Source organism: Burkholderia sp. B10 (genome assembly GCF_004368385.1).
Lineage (GTDB): Bacteria > Pseudomonadota > Gammaproteobacteria > Burkholderiales > Burkholderiaceae > Burkholderia > Burkholderia vietnamiensis.
The window spans coordinates 46,357-63,159 of sequence record NZ_PQMX01000002.1 but is presented as its reverse complement, the minus strand read 5'-3'; the positions used below and the strand labels follow the sequence as shown (position 1 = coordinate 63,159).

Here is a 16,803-nt window from a genome sequence, read left to right as displayed (position 1 = left end):
CGGCGTCACGTGAAAGTCAGAGGGGCCTTCTGCAGCTCTCGAATCTAAAAATGGAGAGAGATTTATGTCTCAGCGAATTGCGTACGTAACAGGCGGCATGGGCGGCATCGGCACCAGTATTTGCCAGCGTCTGTCGAAAGACGGCTTCAAGGTGGTTGCGGGTTGCGGCCCGAACTCGCCGCGCCGGGTGAAATGGCTCGAGGAACAGAAGGCACTCGGCTACGATTTCATCGCGTCTGAAGGTAACGTCGGCGACTGGGACTCGACCAAGGCAGCGTTCGACAAGGTCAAGGCCGAAGTCGGCGAGGTCGACGTGTTGGTCAACAACGCGGGCATCACGCGCGACGTCGTGTTCCGCAAGATGACGCACGAAGACTGGACGGCCGTGATCGACACCAATCTGACGAGCCTGTTCAACGTGACGAAACAGGTGATCGACGGGATGGTCGAGCGCGGCTGGGGCCGCATCGTCAACATTTCGTCGGTGAACGGCCAGAAGGGGCAATTCGGCCAGACCAACTATTCGACCGCGAAGGCCGGCATTCACGGCTTCACGATGGCGCTCGCACAGGAAGTTGCAACGAAGGGCGTGACGGTCAATACCGTGTCGCCCGGCTACATTGGCACCGACATGGTCAAGGCGATCCGTCCGGACGTACTGGAGAAGATCGTCGCGACGATTCCGGTGCGCCGTCTCGGCGCGCCGGAGGAAATCGGCTCGATCGTCGCGTGGCTCGCGTCGAACGACTCCGGTTTCGCGACCGGCGCCGACTTCTCGCTGAACGGCGGCCTGCACATGGGCTGAACGGGCCGGCTGCGCGGGCCGGATGGCCGCGCAGCCGGGCCCTTCCGAAGGCCCCCGCCACCCGGCTTCGGGCGGCGGGGATTCGTCACTTGCGCTACGCTGCACTCAAAGGCGTTACATGACTACTACAAAGAAGACGGCCGAGCGGCTCATCAAGAAGTACCCGAACCGCCGGCTCTACGATACCGAGACGAGCACGTACATCACGCTGACCGACGTCAAGCAGCTCGTGCTGGAACAGGAGGACTTCAAGGTCGTCGATGCGAAATCCAACGAAGACCTGACGCGCAGCATCCTGCTGCAGATCATCCTCGAAGAGGAGAGCGGCGGCGTGCCGATGTTCTCGTCGTCGATGCTGTCGCAGATCATCCGTTTCTACGGTCACGCGATGCAGGGGATGATGGGCACGTACCTGGAAAAGAACATCCAGGCCTTCATCGACATCCAGCACAAGCTCGCGGATCAATCGAAGAACCTCTACGAAGGCAACGCGATGAATCCGGAGGTCTGGTCGCAGTTCATGAACATGCAGGCGCCGATGATGCAGGGGATGATGACGAGCTACATCGAGCAGTCGAAGAACATGTTCGTGCAGATGCAGGAGCAGATGCAGAACCAGGCGAAGTCGATGTTCAGCACGTTCCCGTTCAAGCAGCCGGGCGCGCCGGAGCCGGAAAAGAAGTAAGGCCGTCGCCTGCGCGGCGGCGTGCAACGTTCAGCGTGCAGCGGCGGGTCGGCGCAAGGCCGGCACGCCGTGCCGGTTTTGCTCACAGGGCGATATCGAGGTCCTGATCGTCGTCCGACGGCGGCAGATCGAGCACGAGTTTCACCGCGCTGTAGTTCGCCTTCAGCGAAAACACGCGGCCGATCACGAGAAACGTCTGCCGCGAATTCTCCAGCTCGACGAAGTCGCCGGGTTGCGGCACCTGTGCGCCCTGATCGTACGAAAAGCTCGTGCTGGTCTGTTCACCGATGGTTTCGGCGGCGTGCTCGGTGAATTCGATCGTGATGTGCGTGGTCATGCGGATTCCGTTGGGAAAGTAAAAAAGCGGACGCTGCGATTTTCGCATGAGGGCGGGGCGGCGGAGCGCTTCGGTGTGGGCGGGAACGCGAGCCTCGGCGGCGTGTCGCATTTGCGGGGCACGCATTTTGGGGCCACTGCGGGCGGTGCGCTGCCGCCGGTTTTGTCTCGCTCACCTCTAAATCGCTGTAAACTCTCGCTTTTGCCGCCACGCCCCCACATTCCAGATGTCCCAGTCCCCCAAAGTAGGCTTCGTGTCGCTCGGTTGTCCGAAAGCCCTCGTCGACTCCGAGCAAATCATCACGCAGCTGCGCGCCGAAGGTTATGAAATCTCCGGCACCTACGACGGCGCCGATCTCGTCGTCGTCAACACCTGCGGTTTCATCGACGAAGCCGTGCAGGAAAGCCTCGACGCGATCGGCGAGGCGCTGACCGAGAACGGCAAGGTGATCGTCACCGGCTGCCTCGGCGCGAAGTCGAGCGCGAGCGGCTCCAACCTGATCGAGGAAGTCCATCCGAAGGTGCTCGCCGTCACCGGCCCGCACGCGGTCGGCGAAGTGATGCAGGCCGTGCATTCGCATCTGCCGAAGCCGCACGACCCGTTCGTCGATCTCGTGCCGGCCGCCGGCATCAAGCTCACGCCGCGCCACTACGCGTATCTGAAGATCTCGGAAGGCTGCAACCACCGCTGCACGTTCTGCATCATCCCGTCGATGCGCGGCGATCTCGTGTCGCGTCCGGTCGCCGAAGTGATGCTCGAAGCCGAGAACCTGTTCAAGTCGGGCGTGAAGGAATTGCTCGTGATCTCCCAGGACACGAGCGCGTACGGCGTCGACGTGAAGTACCGCATGGGCTTCTGGAACGGCAAGCCGATCAAGACCCGCATGACCGACCTCGTCGCCGCGCTCGGCGAACTCGCCGCCCAGTACGGCGCGTGGGTGCGCCTGCACTACGTGTATCCGTATCCGAGCGTCGACGAAGTGATTCCGCTGATGGCCGAAGGCCCGTTCAAGGGCCACGTGCTGCCGTATCTCGACGTGCCGTTCCAGCATGCGCATCCGGACGTGCTCAAGCGCATGAAGCGCCCGGCCAACGCCGAGAAGGTGCTCGAGCGCGTGCAGAAGTGGCGCGAGATCTGTCCGGATCTGACCATCCGCAGCACGTTCATCGCCGGCTTCCCCGGCGAGACGGAAGCGCAGTTCGAAACGCTGCTCGACTTCATCCGTGAAGCGGAGCTCGACCGCGTCGGCTGCTTCGCGTATTCGCCGGTCGAAGGCGCAACCGCCAACGAGCTCGACGGCGCGCTGCCGGACGACGTGCGCGAGGAGCGCCGCGCGCGCTTCATGGAAGTGGCCGAGGAAGTGTCGGCGCGGCGCATGCAGCGCAAGGTCGGCAAGACGCTGAAGGTGCTGATCGACGAAGTCGGCAACGAGGGCGGCATCGGCCGCACGGCGGCGGATGCGCCGGAGATCGACGGCGTCGTCTACGTCGAGCCGGCGGCGAAGGCATCGAAGCGCTACAAGGTCGGCGATTTCGTGTCGGTGAAGATCACCGGCGCGGACGGCCACGATCTGTGGGGCGAGGTCTAGGCGATGAGCGCTGCGGTTCCGGAGATACTCGCGCTCGGCGAAGCGATGATCGAATTCAATCAGTCGCAGCCGGGCCGTCCGGAATTCCTGCAGGGTTTCGGCGGCGACACGTCGAACTTCTGCATCGCCGCGGCGCGCCAGGGCGCGTCGACCGGCTTCGTGTCGGCGATCGGCGACGATCCGTTCGGCCGCCTGCTGGCCGGGATGTGGGCAGACGAGCACGTCGACACGCGCTACGTGCGCGTCGACCGCAGCGCGCCCACCGGCGTCTACTTTGTCACGCATGGGCCTGACGGCCATCAGTTCGATTACCTGCGCGCGGGCTCCGCGGCGAGCCGCTATACGGCGGCCGACCTGCCGCTCGATGCGCTGGCCGCCGCGAAGGCCGTGCACCTGTCGGGCATCAGCGTGGCGATCAGCACGGCCGCATGCGATGCGGCGTTCGCGGCGATCGTCCACGCGCGCAGCAACGGCGCGCTGATCAGCTTCGACACGAACCTGCGCCTGAAACTGTGGCCGCTGTCGCGCGCCCGCGCGGTGATCCGCGAAGCGCTGTGCCACACCGACATCTGCCTGCCGAGCTGGGATGACGTCGCCGCGCTCACCGGCGCGAACGATCGCGACGCGATCGTCGACGCGATGCTCGAACTCGGGCCGCAGATCGTCGCGCTGAAGCTCGGCCGCGAAGGCGCGTATGTGGCGACGCCAAGCGAACGGCGCGTGGTGCCGGGCTTCGCGGTCGAGGCCGTCGATGCGACGGGCGCCGGCGATTGCTTCGGCGGTGCGTTCGTCGCGCGGATCGTCGCGGGCGACGATCCGTTCGCCGCCGCGCGTTATGCGAACGCAGCGGCGGCGCTGTCGACGACCGGCTACGGCGCGGTCGCGCCGATTCCGCATCGCGACGCGGTCGAACGCTTGCTGCAGGGCTGACGTCGATGGCCGGGCTACGGCCGCGATTTTCGAGCGAATCTGAAGGAAGGGAGCAACACAACGTGCGGCAATACAAGCAATGGCAACGGACGCTGGCGCTGGCCGGCGTGCTTGCGGCGAGCCTCGCGCTGCCGCGCGCGGTCGTCGCGCAGGCGGTCGCGCCCGGCATGCAGATGGACGAAGGGGCGCCCGCGCGGCCGCTGCGGCCAAATCCCGAATTCGCGCGCCTGCCGCGCTACGAAGGCATGCTCGGCGACCGCCCGATCGTCGCGCATCTCGGCCCGAAGACGGACGAGGAGGGCGTGCACGGCGAATACCAGTTCGTCGATACGGGCGAAGTGATCCTGCTCGCCGGCGATCGCGACGGCGACACGCTCGAAGTCGAGGAATCGAACGACGGCACCAACATCACCGGAGTATGGGTCGGCCGCTTCGATGCGACCGGCGACCTGAAGGCCGACCGGATGAACGCCGACGAATCGGACCCGCAACCGGTCGTGCTGCGCGCCGCGCCCGGCGCGCGTGCGGCGCTGCAGGTGCGCGACGGCCGCGTGCAGGAAATCGAGACCGTCGGCGGCGTCGTCAACCTGCGTACCGACGACTGAGCACCCGCTGGCTCGGCGCGCGCGGCGCGCATTGTATCGGGCCAAGCGCGGCGAATTTGACTACCCTAGCGACATCTTTCGCAACCGAGCCTCTTACCGGCCTGCCGACATGACTGCATCCAATCCGAAGCGCGCCCTCCAGACCCGTATCGTTCAACCCGACGATGTCATTCCGGACGGCTTCCGTTCGTTCGTGCCGCCGGTCGCGCGCGCGTCGACGGTCGTGTTCCCCGATCTCGCGACGATGCGCGCGCTCGTCTGGCACGACGACAACCAGTGGCGCTACGGGCTGCACGCGACGCCGACCTCGCTCGCGCTCGCGCAGCGGCTCGCCGAGATCGAGGGCGGCACGCACGCGTTGCTGCAGCCGTCGGGCCTCGCGTCGATCACCAACGTCTATTTCGGCGTCGTCAAGGCGGGCGACGACGTGCTGATCCCGCACAACGTCTACGGCCCGAACGCCGATCTGGGCAACTGGCTCGCGAAGGACTTCGGCATCAGCGCGCGCTTCTACGATCCGCTCGTCGGCGCGGGGATCGCCGATCTGATCCAGCCGAACACGCGGCTGATCTGGATCGAGGCGCCGGGCTCGGTGACGATGGAAGTGCCCGACGTGAGCGCGATCACGTCGGTGGCGCGCGCGCGCGGCATCGTCACCGCGATCGACAACACCTATTCGGCCGGGCTCGCGTTCAAGCCGTTCGAGCATGGCGTCGACATTTCCGTGCAGGCGCTGACCAAGTATCAATCGGGCGGCAGCGACGTGCTGATGGGCGCGACGATCACCGCGAACGCCGAGCTGCACGCGCAGCTGAAGCTCGCGCGGATGCGCTGCGGGATCGGCGTGTCGGTCGACGATTGTTCGCTCGTGCTGCGCAGCCTGCCGAGCCTGCAGGTGCGCTTCGACGCACACGGCAAGAGCGCGCTCGCGCTCGCGCAATGGCTGAAGACGCGCCCGGAGATCGCGACCGTCCTGCATCCGCAATTGCCCGATTGCCCGGGGCACGCGTCGTTCATGCGCGACTTCACCGGCGCCGGCGGGCTGTTCTCGGTGGTGTTCGACGAACGCTACGACAGCGCGCAGATCGATCGTTTCGTCGAAGCGCTCGAGCTGTTCGCGATCGGCTGGAGCTGGGGCGGCGCGTGCAGTCTTGCGATGCCTTACGACGTCGCGTCGATGCGCACGAACTGGCCGCATCGCGGCACGCTCGTGCGGTTCTACGTCGGCCTGGAGGACGAAGGCGATCTGCGCGCGGACATCGAGCGCGCGATGCAGACAACGCTCGGCAGCTGACGCAGCCGCAGCAACCGGCGCGGAAAACGAAACGCCGGCGCGATCGAGTATCGCGCCGGCGTTTTCGTTTCTGCCGCGTGCCGCTCAGAACAGCCGCAGCAGCCCGTCCAGCCCGACGTGATCGAACGCGACGGTCGCCGCCTCGCGCACCACGGGCTTCGCATGGAACGCAACCGACAGCCCGGCCTCGGACATCATCTTGAGGTCGTTCGACCCGTCGCCCATCGCGATCGCGCGACCGGGCTCGAGGCCGAGCGACGCGCAGGTCTCGCGCAGCAAGCGCGCCTTCACGTCGGCGTTGACGATCTCGCCGAGCACCTTGCCGGTCAGCTTGCCGTCGACGATCTCGAGCGTGTTCGCATGCGCGTAGTCGAGGCCGAGGCGCGCCTTCAGGCGTTCGGTGAAGAACGTGAAGCCGCCCGACACGAGCAACGTTTTCAGGCCCGCGGCCTTCACGCCGGCGAGCATCGTCTCGGCGCCCGGCGACAGTTGCAGCCGTTCTTCGTACACGCGCTCGAGCGCATGCGCGTCGAGCCCGGCGAGCAGCGCGACGCGGCGCGTCAGGCTCTCGTTGAAGTCGCGGATCTCGCCGCGCATCGACGCTTCGGTGATCTCCGCGACCTGCGTTTTCAGCCCGCAGAAGTCGGCGATCTCGTCGATGCATTCGATCGTGATCAGCGTCGAATCCATGTCCATCACGACGAGCCCGAAATCGCCGAGCGTGCGCCCGGCATCGACGAAGCCGAAGTCGAGCGCGTGCGTGCCGCAGTACGCGTCGATATCGAGCCGCTGCGCGGGATTCGCGTTTTCGATGCGCAGCGCGTGATCGTCGGTCTGCACGATGCGGGTGCCGCGCGACAGCGCGAGCAGCGGTTTGTGATGGGCGTCCGACAGCGGCGCGAGACTCTGGATGACGAGGTTGTGGGTCATGACGGAATGATTGAAAGCGAATGAAACGCGTGTGCGGCCGCGGCGGCGCCGGCGTGCGGCGCTGCTGCGTCGAGAACGCGCCATTGTATCCGGTTGGTATCCGGCCGGGCCGCGATCGGCTTGGGGCGCTATTCCACTATCTCCGTTCCGAGCGGTCCCAGTACGGCGGGTCGCCAAAGTGTTCGGCCAGGAACCCGATGAACGCGAGCGTCTTTAGCGGCACGTGCGCGCGGCTCGGATAGACGGCCCAGACGGCGACGTCGTCCGCGAACGGGTAGTCGTCCAGCACGGTGACGAGCGCGCCGCTCGCGAGCAGCGGGCCGACGTCCCAGGTCGACTTGATCGCGATGCCGAAGCCGTCGACGAGCGCTTCGCGGATCGCCTCGCCGTTGCTCGCGACCAGCCGCCCGCCGACACGCACGGTCAGCGGCCCTTGCGGCGTGACGAACGACCAGTCGCGCTGATCGCCGAGGATCACGCATTCGTGCTGCGCGAGCTCGGCCGGATGGCGCGGCGTGCCGCGCTCGGCCAGATACGCGGGCGAGCAGCACAGCACGCGCCGGTTCGCTGCGAGCCGGCGCGCGACCAGCGTCGAATCCTTCAGCGCGCCGAGCCGGATGGCGACGTCGTAGCCGTCGTCGACGAGGTCGACGATCTCGTCGGACAGCCGCAGGTCGAGCGACACGGACGGATAGCGGCGCAGGAACGCCGGAATCACCGGCGCCACGTGCTGACGGCCGAACGACGACGACATCGACACCTTCAGCCGCCCATACGGCTCGCTGCGCCCGTGGCCGACGCAGGCGCGCGCGGCGTCGGCGGCCGACAGCAGCGCGTCGGCGCGGGCCATGAACACCTCGCCGTCCTGCGTGAGGCTGATGCGGCGGGTCGTGCGGTGCAGCAGCCGTGCGCCGAGCTGGCGCTCCAGCTGCGCGATGCGCGCGCTTGCCACTGCCGCCGACACGCCGAATTCGCGCCCGGCGGCGCTCACGTTCGCGAGCAGCGCGGCACGCACGAACAGGCCGACGTCGAGCAGATCGAGCGGCTTGTCGGGCGCCGGGACCGGATCGGATGACATTGTTCGGATATTCCTGAAAATGTTTAAGGAAATATAGCGGTTTTCTCGAAGGATAGCGGGGTCTACGATCGTGGTCATGGGGCTGCGCCGCGGCCCGCCTGATTTCCGTGGAGGATGTTCGAGATGAAAGCCGTTGGACTGACCCGTTACCTGCCGATCGACGATCCGCAGGCCCTCGTCGACGTCGAATTGCCGCAACCGGTGCCCGGTCCGCGCGACCTCCTCGTGAAGGTCGAGGCGATTTCGGTGAACCCGGTCGACACCAAGGTGCGCGCGCCGAAACCGCAGGTCGAGGAAGCGCCGCGCGTGCTCGGCTGGGATGCGGCCGGCACCGTCGTCGCGGTGGGCGCCGACGTCACGCTGTTCCGGCCCGGCGACGCCGTGTTCTATGCGGGCAGCATCACGCGCCCGGGCGCGAACAGCGAATTCCATGCGGTCGACGAGCGGATCGCCGCGCGCAAGCCGGAGTCGCTCGATTTCGCGGCGGCCGCCGCGTTGCCGCTCACCGCGCTGACTGCCTGGGAGGCGCTGTTCGACCGGCTGCGCGTGTCGCCGCAGCGAGCGGACGCCGGCAAGTCGGTGCTGATCATCGGCGGCGCGGGCGGGGTCGGCTCGATCGCGATCCAGCTGGCGAAGACGCTCGGCGGGCTGCACGTGATCGCGACCGCGTCGCGGCCGGCGTCGGCGGAATGGGTCCGCTCGCTCGGCGCAGACGACGTGGTCGACCATTTCGGCGACCTGCCGGCACAGTTGCGCGAGATCGGCCGTCCGAACGTCGACTACGTGCTGATCTTCAACGACACCGACCGTCATTTCCCGGCCGCGGCCGAAGTCATCCGGCCGCAGGGCGGCATTTGCACGATCGTCGAAAACGCGAAGCCCATTCCGGTCGAGCTGCTGAAGGCGAAGAGCGCCGCGTTTCACTGGGAGTTCATGTTCACACGCGCGATGTTCGAGACGCCGGACATGATCGAGCAGCACAAGATCCTCAGCGAGGTCGCGCGGCTCGTCGACGGCGGCACGCTGCGCACGACGCTCGGCGAACAGCTCGGCACGATCAACGCCGCGAACCTGCGGCATGCGCACCGGATGCTCGAGGGCGGCCGCGCGATCGGCAAGCTGGTGCTCAGCGGCTTCTGAGCGATCCGCGCGCGAAGCGCGTAAGGCAAGCGGCGTCGCGAGCGCAAGCGGGGTAACACCCGATGCGTTCGCGCCGCATCGCGTGCCGCTTGGCGGTAGACTGGCAGCGCATCATGCATCGAAAACCGCGCGGCATATGCGTGCCGCCGCAAGACAAGGAGGTCAGCATGAGCCAACGCAGCTGGTCGGCCGCCGCATCGTGGTCGGCCGTGTTCGCCGTGGCGTGCGTCAGCGCGAGCGTATTCGCGGCGCCGCCGGTGAAGGGCAGCCTGACGGGCGGCGGGACGGGGCAGCTCGAATATACGGTCAAGGTCGACTCGAAGACCTTCGGCAACACGCAGGAGACCCGCAAGATCCGTTCGGGCGAAACCGACGACTTCAACTGGAAGTCGGTGCCGCCGGGCGGCGCGATCGCGATGCCGAACGGCTGCCCCAACGCCGACAACCTGCCGCGCGATGCCAACGGCGCGATGGTGCGTCAGACCCAGGTGCGGCTCGCGCCGTCGGTCGACGCGAAGGGCATCGCGAACGTTCAGCTGAGCTTCCAGGCGGCCGCGCCGAAGGGCACGCGCAATGTCAGCGCAGGCGGCAAGTCGCTGCAGTGCCCGGACGTCGTGTCGGTGAGCCAGGTCAAGTGGGTGTCGATTCCGACCAACGGCGGCTCGAAGTCCGTCACGATGAGCGACGGCACCAAGGTCACCGTATCGATCAAGCACTGAGGCCGGCCGCCGACCGGTGCGTGCGCAACCATCGCGGTTGCGCGCCGGCCGGATGGCCGCTCGCCCGCCGCACTGCATGACGTCATATGGCCGTCACGCAGCTGCGGCGCGGCGGTTCTTCTTCCCAGACGTCATTCCAACCCGATCATGCATGCGCGCGCGGCGGCCTTGCCGCGTCACGCGTCACGCGTCACGACTTGCGTTCCTCGAGCCGCGACGCAATGAAGCGATGGTCGGGCGAGAACAACCGGCGATACGTCAGCAACACGGCGCCGACGGTGCCGAGCGCGGATGCGGCCGCGATCAGGAACATGATGACGATCTGGTAGCGCACGGCCTGCAGCGGCGACTGGCCGGCGAGCACCTGACCGGTCATCATCCCCGGCAGGCTCACGACGCCGACCACCGCCATCTGGTTCAGCGTCGGCACCATGCCGGCGCGCACGGCCTGGCGCGCGGCGTCCTGCGCGGCTTCCCAACGCGTCGCGCCGAGCGCGAGCGCGGTCTCGACGCGATCGCGCCTGGCGGTCAGCTCCTCCATCATCCGCTCGACGCCGAGCGACACGCCGGTCAGCGTATTGCCGAGAATCATCCCGAGGATCGGGATCGCATATTGCGGCGTGTACCACGGATGGATGCGGATCACGACGAACAACCCGATCGCCGCGACGATCCAGCTGCTGAACCAGATCGACGCGATGCTGTCGACGCGCTGGCCGCGGTAGGCGTGCTTGCCGCGCCCGGCGCCCGCGAAGCCGGCGATCAGCGTCATCAGCGCGGTGAGCGGCAACACGACGCTCCAGTGCGGATGACCGAACACCCAGCCCAGCACGTAGCCGATGGCGAGCAACTGCACGACGGTGCGCACGGCCGCGAGCGCGAGCCGGCGGCCCAGGCCGAGCGACAGCGCCGCCGAGATCGCGCCGTTGATCGCGACGAGCCCGGCCGCGATGCCGACGTCGACGAGGCTCAGGTCCTGCAGCGTCGGGCTCATTGCGCACACTCCGTCGGGTTGGCCGCGTGCAGCACGCCGGCCTGCATCACGAGCTGGATCGTGCCGATGCGCGCGGCCTGCGCGGGATCGTGCGAGATCCACAGGTATGCGCGCGCAGCGGGCGCCGCATCGAACCACGCGGCGACGAGCGCTTCGATCGCGCGCGCGGACGCCGGGTCGAGCGCCGAAGTCGGCTCGTCGAGCAGCAGCACGTCGGGCTCGAGTTGCAGCACGCGCAGCAGCGCGACGATCTGCGCTTCGCCGCCCGACAGCTCGCTCGCACGCTTGTCGAGAAAATCCGCGCCGCGGCCGGCGCGCGCGGCGAGCGCTTCGGCGCGCGCGCGGTCGTACGCCGCGTCGCGATAGACCGCGAGCGCGTACGGATAGCGCAGCTGCGCATCGACCGTGCCGTCCATCTGCGCCGCGCGTTGACGCACATAAGCGACGCTGCGCCGGTAGCGCGGAATTGCGCCGCGCTTGATGCGCGCGCCGCGCCAGAGGAGCTGGCCGCCATCGAGCGGATCGAGCAGCGCGAGGGCGCGCAACAGCACGCTCTTGCCGGAGCCCGATGGCCCCGTGATAGCAATTCGCGATCCTGCGGCGACGCTGAGGTCGGTCGGCGCCAGCAGCGTCTTGCCGTTGGTCGCGTCGCGGCGCGTGATCTGCTGCGCGTCGATGAGAGCGGTCGGGGCGGTCATGTCGAAAATGAAAAAAAGCGTTAATGGCGCCGAAGCGTGGCGCGAGCGTGCGCCATAATACCGATTGAAAAGCCGCCGGTGTCGTGCTCTGTGCGCTCGCGCAAGTGGCCCGACATGGCGCGCCAACTCTGCAGAACAACGACGGAACCGCCATGACGCTCGCCCGCACCATCGGCAAATCGGCTGCATGGATCGTCGGTATCGTCGCGGTGATCATCGCGGCGGCCGGCATCTTCATCTTCACGTTCGACTGGAACCGCGCGAAGCCGTGGGTCAACGAACACGTGAGCGCGGCGCTCGGCCGTCCGTTCGCGATCAACGGCGATCTGAAGCTCGGCTGGCGCCGCCCGATCGGCGAAACCGGCTGGCGTGCGTGGGTGCCGTGGCCGAGCCTGTCGGCGACGCAGCTGGAGATCGGCAATCCCGACTGGGCGCAAGGCCAGAAGTTCGTCACGCTCGACGCGGCGCATTTCGATCTCGCGATTCTGCCGTTGTTCGCGCATCAGATCGTCATTCCGTCGATCGACGTGGTCAATCCCGCGGTGGACCTCGAGCGGCTCGCCGACGGCCGCAACACGTGGACCTTCCAATTCAAGCAGTCGGGGCAACCGTCGAAGTGGCAGGTGCGGCTCAAGAGCTTTGCGTTCGCCAAAGGCACGATCGTCTATCGCGACGCGATCACGAAAGCCGATCTGACGATCGCGGTCGATACGCTCGGCAAGCCGATACCGCTCGGCGACGTGCTCAAGCAGCAGGAACAGACGTCGCGCGCCGCGTCCGCGCAGCGCGTCGGCAAGCGCGGCGCCGCGCAGCTCAGCGCGAAGGCCAATGCCGATGCAGCGTCGGGGGCGAGCGGAGCGGCGGCTGCTTCGGGGGCTTCGGCTTCGTCTGCGTCAGCGGTCGTGCAGGCGTCCGGTGCGTCCGCTGCGTCCGGTGCGTCTAGTGCGAGCGCTGCCTCGGGCGCCACCGCGTCCGCGCAGTCGTCCGGGCCGACCTATGCGTTCGGGCTCAAGGTCGACGGCCGCTACAAGAGCGTGCCGGTCAGCGGTACCGGCAAGGTCGGCGGCGTGCTCGCGGTCGAGAACGCGACGCAGCCGTTTCCGCTGCAAGCCGACGTGAAGGCCGGCGACACGCGGCTCGCGATCGTCGGCACGCTGACGGACCCGATGCATCTCGCGGCGATCGATCTGCGCCTGTGGCTGCAGGGCACGTCGATGTCGCATCTCTATCAGCTCACCGGCATCACGCTGCCCGACACGCCGCCGTACGCGACCGAAGGCCGTCTGATCGGCAACTTCAAGCAACATGCGAGCACGTTCCGCTACGAGAACTTCAACGGCCGCGTCGGCGGCAGCGATCTCGGCGGCACGCTCGTGTGGGCGCAGCGCGAGCCGCGGCCGAAATTGTCCGGCGAGCTCGTGTCGAACCTGCTGCAGTTTTCCGACCTCGCGCCGGTCATTGGCGCCGACACCGCCGCGAGCAAGGCCAAGCGCGGCGACACGACGCGCCAGCCGGCCGACCGCGTGCTGCCGGTCGCGACCTTCCGCACCGAGCGCTGGAGCGCGATCGACGCCGATGTGAAGTTCACCGGCCGCAAGCTGATCAAGAGCCCGCAGTTGCCGATCACCGATCTGTACACGCACATCCTGCTGCAGGACGGCGTGCTGTCGCTCGAGCCGTTGCAGTTCGGCGTCGCGGGCGGCACGCTCGCGACCGATGCGCGGCTGGACGGCAGCCGCACGCCGCTCAAGGGCCGCTTCACGCTGGCCGCGCGGCACCTGAAGCTCAAGCAGCTGTTCCCGACGCAGAAAGTGATGCAGACCGCGCTCGGCGAGATCAACGGCGACGCGTCGCTGTCGGCGACCGGCAATTCGCCGGCCGCGCTCGCCGCGACGTCGACCGGCGAAGTGAAGGCGCTCGTCACCGACGGCCGCATCAGCCGCCTGCTGATGGAGGCGGCGGGGCTGAACGTCGCGAACGTCGTCTACGAGAAGCTGTTCGGCAATCGCGACGTCAACATCAATTGCGCGGCGATCGATTTCGTCGCGAAGGACGGCATGCTCGACCCGAAGGTGTTCGCACTCGACACCGACGACGCGCTCATCAACGTCGACGGCCCGATCAATCTGCGCGACGAGTCGATCGACCTGAAGATCCATCCGCATACGAAGGGCTTCCGGGTGTTCTCGCTGCGCTCGCCGCTGTATGCGAAGGGCACGTTCAAGAACCCGAAGGTCGGCGTCGACGCCGGCGCGCTCGCGCTGCGGGCCGGCGCGATGGTCGGGCTCGGGCTGATCAACCCGTTCGCGGCGCTGATTCCGCTGATCGCGCCGAGCAACAACCGTGACGTGCCGTGCTCGGAGCTGTTCGGGCAGATGAACGCGAAGACGGAGCAGAAGCACGCGCAGAAGGCCGGCAAGTGACGCGACGGCCGGCCGGGCGCGCGGCGCAGCGCGCCGGCTGGCGGGGCCGGAACGGTGCGGTCGGCAGTTTCGCCGACACCTGCTAAAATACACGGTTTTCCGTCGATTTCTCTCTTACGGGACCTGCCGTGCTTTCTACTGCCAACATCACGATGCAATTCGGGCCGAAGCCCTTGTTCGAGAACATCTCGGTCAAATTCGGCGAGGGCAACCGCTATGGTCTGATCGGCGCGAACGGCTGCGGTAAGTCCACCTTCATGAAGATCCTCGGCGGCGACCTCGAGCCGAGCGGCGGCAACGTCGCGCTGGAGCCGAACGTGCGCCTGGGCAAGCTGCGCCAGGACCAGTTCGCGTACGAGGACGTGCGCGTGCTCGACGTGGTGATGATGGGCCACACCGAAATGTGGGCCGCGATGACCGAGCGCGACGCGATCTACGCGAACCCCGAGGCGACCGACGACGACTACATGCACGCGGCGGAGCTCGAGGGCAAGTTCGCCGAATACGGCGGCTACGACGCCGAGGCGCGCGCGGGCGCGCTGCTGCTGGGCATCGGCATCGAGGAGAAGTTCCACAACGGCACGATGGCCGACGTCGCGCCGGGCTGGAAGCTGCGCGTGCTGCTCGCGCAGGCGCTGTTCTCGAAGCCGGACGTGCTGCTGCTCGACGAACCGACCAACAACCTCGACATCAACTCGATCCGTTGGCTCGAGCACACGCTCAACGAGTACAACTCGACGATGATCATCATCTCGCACGATCGTCACTTCTTGAACTCGGTGTGCACGCACATGGCCGACATGGACTTCGGCACGCTGAAGGTCTGGCCGGGCAACTACGACGACTACATGCTCGCATCGGCGCAGGCGCGCGAGCGTCAGGCCGCGGCGAACGCGCGCGCGAAGGAGCGCGTGGCCGAGCTGCAGGACTTCGTGCGCCGCTTCTCGGCGAACAAGTCGAAGGCGCGTCAGGCGACCAGCCGCGCGAAGCAGATCGACAAGATCAAGATCGAGGAATTCAAGCCGTCGTCGCGTCAGAACCCGTTCATTCGTTTCGAGTTCGACAAGAAGCTGCACAACGTCGCGGTGGTGGCCGAGGAGATCACGAAGAAGTACGAGCGCACGATCTTCCAGAATTTCAATCTGTCCGTGCAGCCGGGCGAGCGCATCGCGATCATCGGCGAGAACGGCGCGGGCAAGACGACGCTGCTGCGCGCGCTGCTCGGCAATCTGCCGCTCGACCACGGGACCGTGAAGTGGGCCGAGAACGCGAACGTCGGCTACATGCCGCAGGACACCTACGAGGAGTTCCCGGACGACATCACGCTGATGGACTGGATCGATCAGTACCGCAAGGACGGCGACGACGAAACGATGGTGCGCGGTACGCTCGGCCGCCTGCTGTTCTCGGCGGACGACATCAAGAAGTCGGTGAAGGTGCTGTCGGGCGGCGAGAAGGGCCGCATGATCTGGGGCAAGCTGATGCTGGGCCGCCACAACGTGCTGCTGATGGACGAGCCGACCAACCACATGGACATGGAGTCGATCGAGTCGCTGCAGATCGCGCTCGAGCAGTTCGAAGGCACGCTGATCTTCGTGTCGCACGACCGCGAGTTCGTGAGCGGGCTGGCGAACCGGATCATCGAAGTGCGTACCGACGGCACGCTGTTCGACTTCGGCGGGAATTACGAGGAGTTCCTCGCGAGCCAGGGGCAGGAGTAAGTGTCCCAAGGCACCGGTCATGTGCCCCGGATTGTCCCGTTGGGACAGTCGACTTTCCGGTGACGCTTTCTTAGCGAGCGCATAGCAGAGCACGCAAGGCGTGCTTTGTGAACTCCGAAGCCCATATTGGCAGATTGCCGGTATGGGCTTTTTCACTTTGGGCGAAGTACCTACTCGTCGGACACCCGCCGTTGGCTTCACCGGAGCGCATGCAAGGTGGTGCGCGCGGTAAGTCGCGCAAGTAGACAGTTGCCGGCGATTGCAGGCGTCGCGGCGGCTTCGGCGCGACGGATCGCGTCAGGTGTTGCGTAGCCGCAACGGCATGCAAAATTCTTTTGTCCAGCGACCAGCATTTCAGTTCGGAAGCTCGAGGATTCGTATTTTCTTGGCCGGATTTATACATTCTCAACAATCGGAATTTTGAAATTGTTGTCGCTTATCTCGAATTGAGCGCTGCTCGTCAGACCATTGGCGTCTGACCATTGTTGTTCGCTGTATTCGCCGTCAGCATCCCGCCTCAGACTGCGTGGTGCCCATCTTAATAAAATCACATCTTGTCTTTATTTGACATTTTAAAAGCGTTTTAAAAATTTAATTGGTGATGATTTTTTAAAATATCCGGTGCTAGGGAAGAGGAAAATCGATGTTTCGCGCGTCATGTATTGATCATTTCTGACAGTGTGCGGTTGTCGCTTCTGCTAGGATCGCGCGGTGGATAAGAGAGGGAGTTGCGAGCGCTGGCTCGCAATCGCGACATGCATGAGAGGCATTGTCGTTCTGACTATCCGTTCCAAGCGCGTTCAAGATCAGACGGCAAATTGTGTCCGGTCCTATCGACGTTGAATTCAAACAGGAT

Annotated in this window: 15 protein-coding genes; 10 read left to right on the top strand and 5 right to left on the bottom strand. The window is 66.2% G+C overall.

The features are described from left to right. Positions 1-64: 64 nt before the first annotated feature. Together C3Y15_RS01450 and phaR are read left to right on the top strand one after the other, a co-directional pair. A complete protein-coding gene (locus tag C3Y15_RS01450; RefSeq protein WP_011884946.1) occupies positions 65-805 on the top strand; it encodes a 3-ketoacyl-ACP reductase in 741 nt (246 codons plus the stop codon). 118 nt (positions 806-923) lie between these two features. Beyond that, positions 924-1,490 (top strand): polyhydroxyalkanoate synthesis repressor PhaR, encoded by a 567-nt coding sequence (gene phaR / locus C3Y15_RS01445; RefSeq protein ID WP_011884945.1) that lies wholly within the window; start codon positions 924-926, stop codon positions 1,488-1,490. Between the two features lie 82 nt (positions 1,491-1,572). Here the strand turns inward: phaR and C3Y15_RS01440 are convergent, their stop codons facing one another. Next, entirely contained in the window at positions 1,573-1,827 is a 255-nt protein-coding gene (locus C3Y15_RS01440; protein WP_034193171.1) for a hypothetical protein, read from the bottom strand. 226 nt (positions 1,828-2,053) lie between these two features. On the opposite strand from C3Y15_RS01440, the gene rimO reads away from it, so the two are divergent. From rimO to C3Y15_RS01420, 4 genes are all read left to right on the top strand, one after another. Beyond that, positions 2,054-3,415, top strand: coding sequence for a 30S ribosomal protein S12 methylthiotransferase RimO (gene rimO / locus C3Y15_RS01435; protein WP_059461775.1), 1,362 nt, complete (start codon positions 2,054-2,056; stop codon positions 3,413-3,415). 3 nt (positions 3,416-3,418) lie between these two features. After that, positions 3,419-4,345, top strand: a complete 927-nt coding sequence (locus C3Y15_RS01430; protein WP_124260193.1) for a sugar kinase — start codon at positions 3,419-3,421, stop codon at positions 4,343-4,345. Positions 4,346-4,407: 62 nt separating this feature from the next. Continuing rightward, positions 4,408-4,950, top strand: a complete 543-nt coding sequence (locus C3Y15_RS01425) for a hypothetical protein (RefSeq protein ID WP_059735687.1) — start codon at positions 4,408-4,410, stop codon at positions 4,948-4,950. A gap of 109 nt (positions 4,951-5,059) precedes the next feature. Then, the gene (locus tag C3Y15_RS01420) at positions 5,060-6,244 is read left to right on the top strand and encodes a cystathionine beta-lyase (protein ID WP_124260194.1); all 1,185 of its coding nucleotides are present in this window, start codon (positions 5,060-5,062) and stop codon (positions 6,242-6,244) included. A gap of 84 nt (positions 6,245-6,328) precedes the next feature. Here C3Y15_RS01420 and serB read toward each other — a convergent pair whose 3' ends face one another. Then, positions 6,329-7,174: a phosphoserine phosphatase SerB gene (serB, locus tag C3Y15_RS01415; RefSeq protein WP_014723085.1), complete on the bottom strand. Its 846-nt coding sequence runs from the start codon at positions 7,172-7,174 to the stop codon at positions 6,329-6,331. Between the two features lie 136 nt (positions 7,175-7,310). Then, complete coding sequence (locus C3Y15_RS01410) at positions 7,311-8,252, bottom strand: LysR family transcriptional regulator (protein WP_014723084.1); 942 nt, start codon at positions 8,250-8,252, stop codon at positions 7,311-7,313. Between the two features lie 123 nt (positions 8,253-8,375). Here C3Y15_RS01410 and C3Y15_RS01405 point away from each other — a divergent pair, with 123 nt between their 5' ends. Together C3Y15_RS01405 and C3Y15_RS01400 are read left to right on the top strand one after the other, a co-directional pair. After that, positions 8,376-9,392: a zinc-binding alcohol dehydrogenase family protein gene (locus C3Y15_RS01405; protein WP_034193202.1), complete on the top strand. Its 1,017-nt coding sequence runs from the start codon at positions 8,376-8,378 to the stop codon at positions 9,390-9,392. Between the two features lie 167 nt (positions 9,393-9,559). Then, positions 9,560-10,111 carry a DUF6013 family protein gene (locus tag C3Y15_RS01400; RefSeq protein ID WP_014723082.1) on the top strand — a complete coding sequence of 184 codons (552 nt, stop codon included), beginning with the start codon at positions 9,560-9,562 and terminating at the stop codon, positions 10,109-10,111. Positions 10,112-10,301: 190 nt separating this feature from the next. Here C3Y15_RS01400 and fetB read toward each other — a convergent pair whose 3' ends face one another. Both fetB and C3Y15_RS01390 read right to left on the bottom strand, forming a co-directional pair. Beyond that, positions 10,302-11,105: an iron export ABC transporter permease subunit FetB gene (gene fetB / locus C3Y15_RS01395; protein ID WP_011884935.1), complete on the bottom strand. Its 804-nt coding sequence runs from the start codon at positions 11,103-11,105 to the stop codon at positions 10,302-10,304. Continuing rightward, the gene (locus C3Y15_RS01390; RefSeq protein ID WP_011884934.1) at positions 11,102-11,803 is read right to left on the bottom strand and encodes an ATP-binding cassette domain-containing protein; all 702 of its coding nucleotides are present in this window, start codon (positions 11,801-11,803) and stop codon (positions 11,102-11,104) included. Before C3Y15_RS01390 ends, fetB begins: the two co-directional genes overlap by 4 nt. 152 nt (positions 11,804-11,955) lie before the next feature. On the opposite strand from C3Y15_RS01390, the gene C3Y15_RS01385 reads away from it, so the two are divergent. Next, positions 11,956-14,226 (top strand): AsmA family protein, encoded by a 2,271-nt coding sequence (locus C3Y15_RS01385; protein ID WP_124260195.1) that lies wholly within the window; start codon positions 11,956-11,958, stop codon positions 14,224-14,226. 128 nt (positions 14,227-14,354) lie between these two features. Continuing rightward, positions 14,355-15,947, top strand: coding sequence for an ABC-F family ATPase (locus tag C3Y15_RS01380; protein ID WP_014723081.1), 1,593 nt, complete (start codon positions 14,355-14,357; stop codon positions 15,945-15,947). Positions 15,948-16,803: the final 856 nt, after the last annotated feature.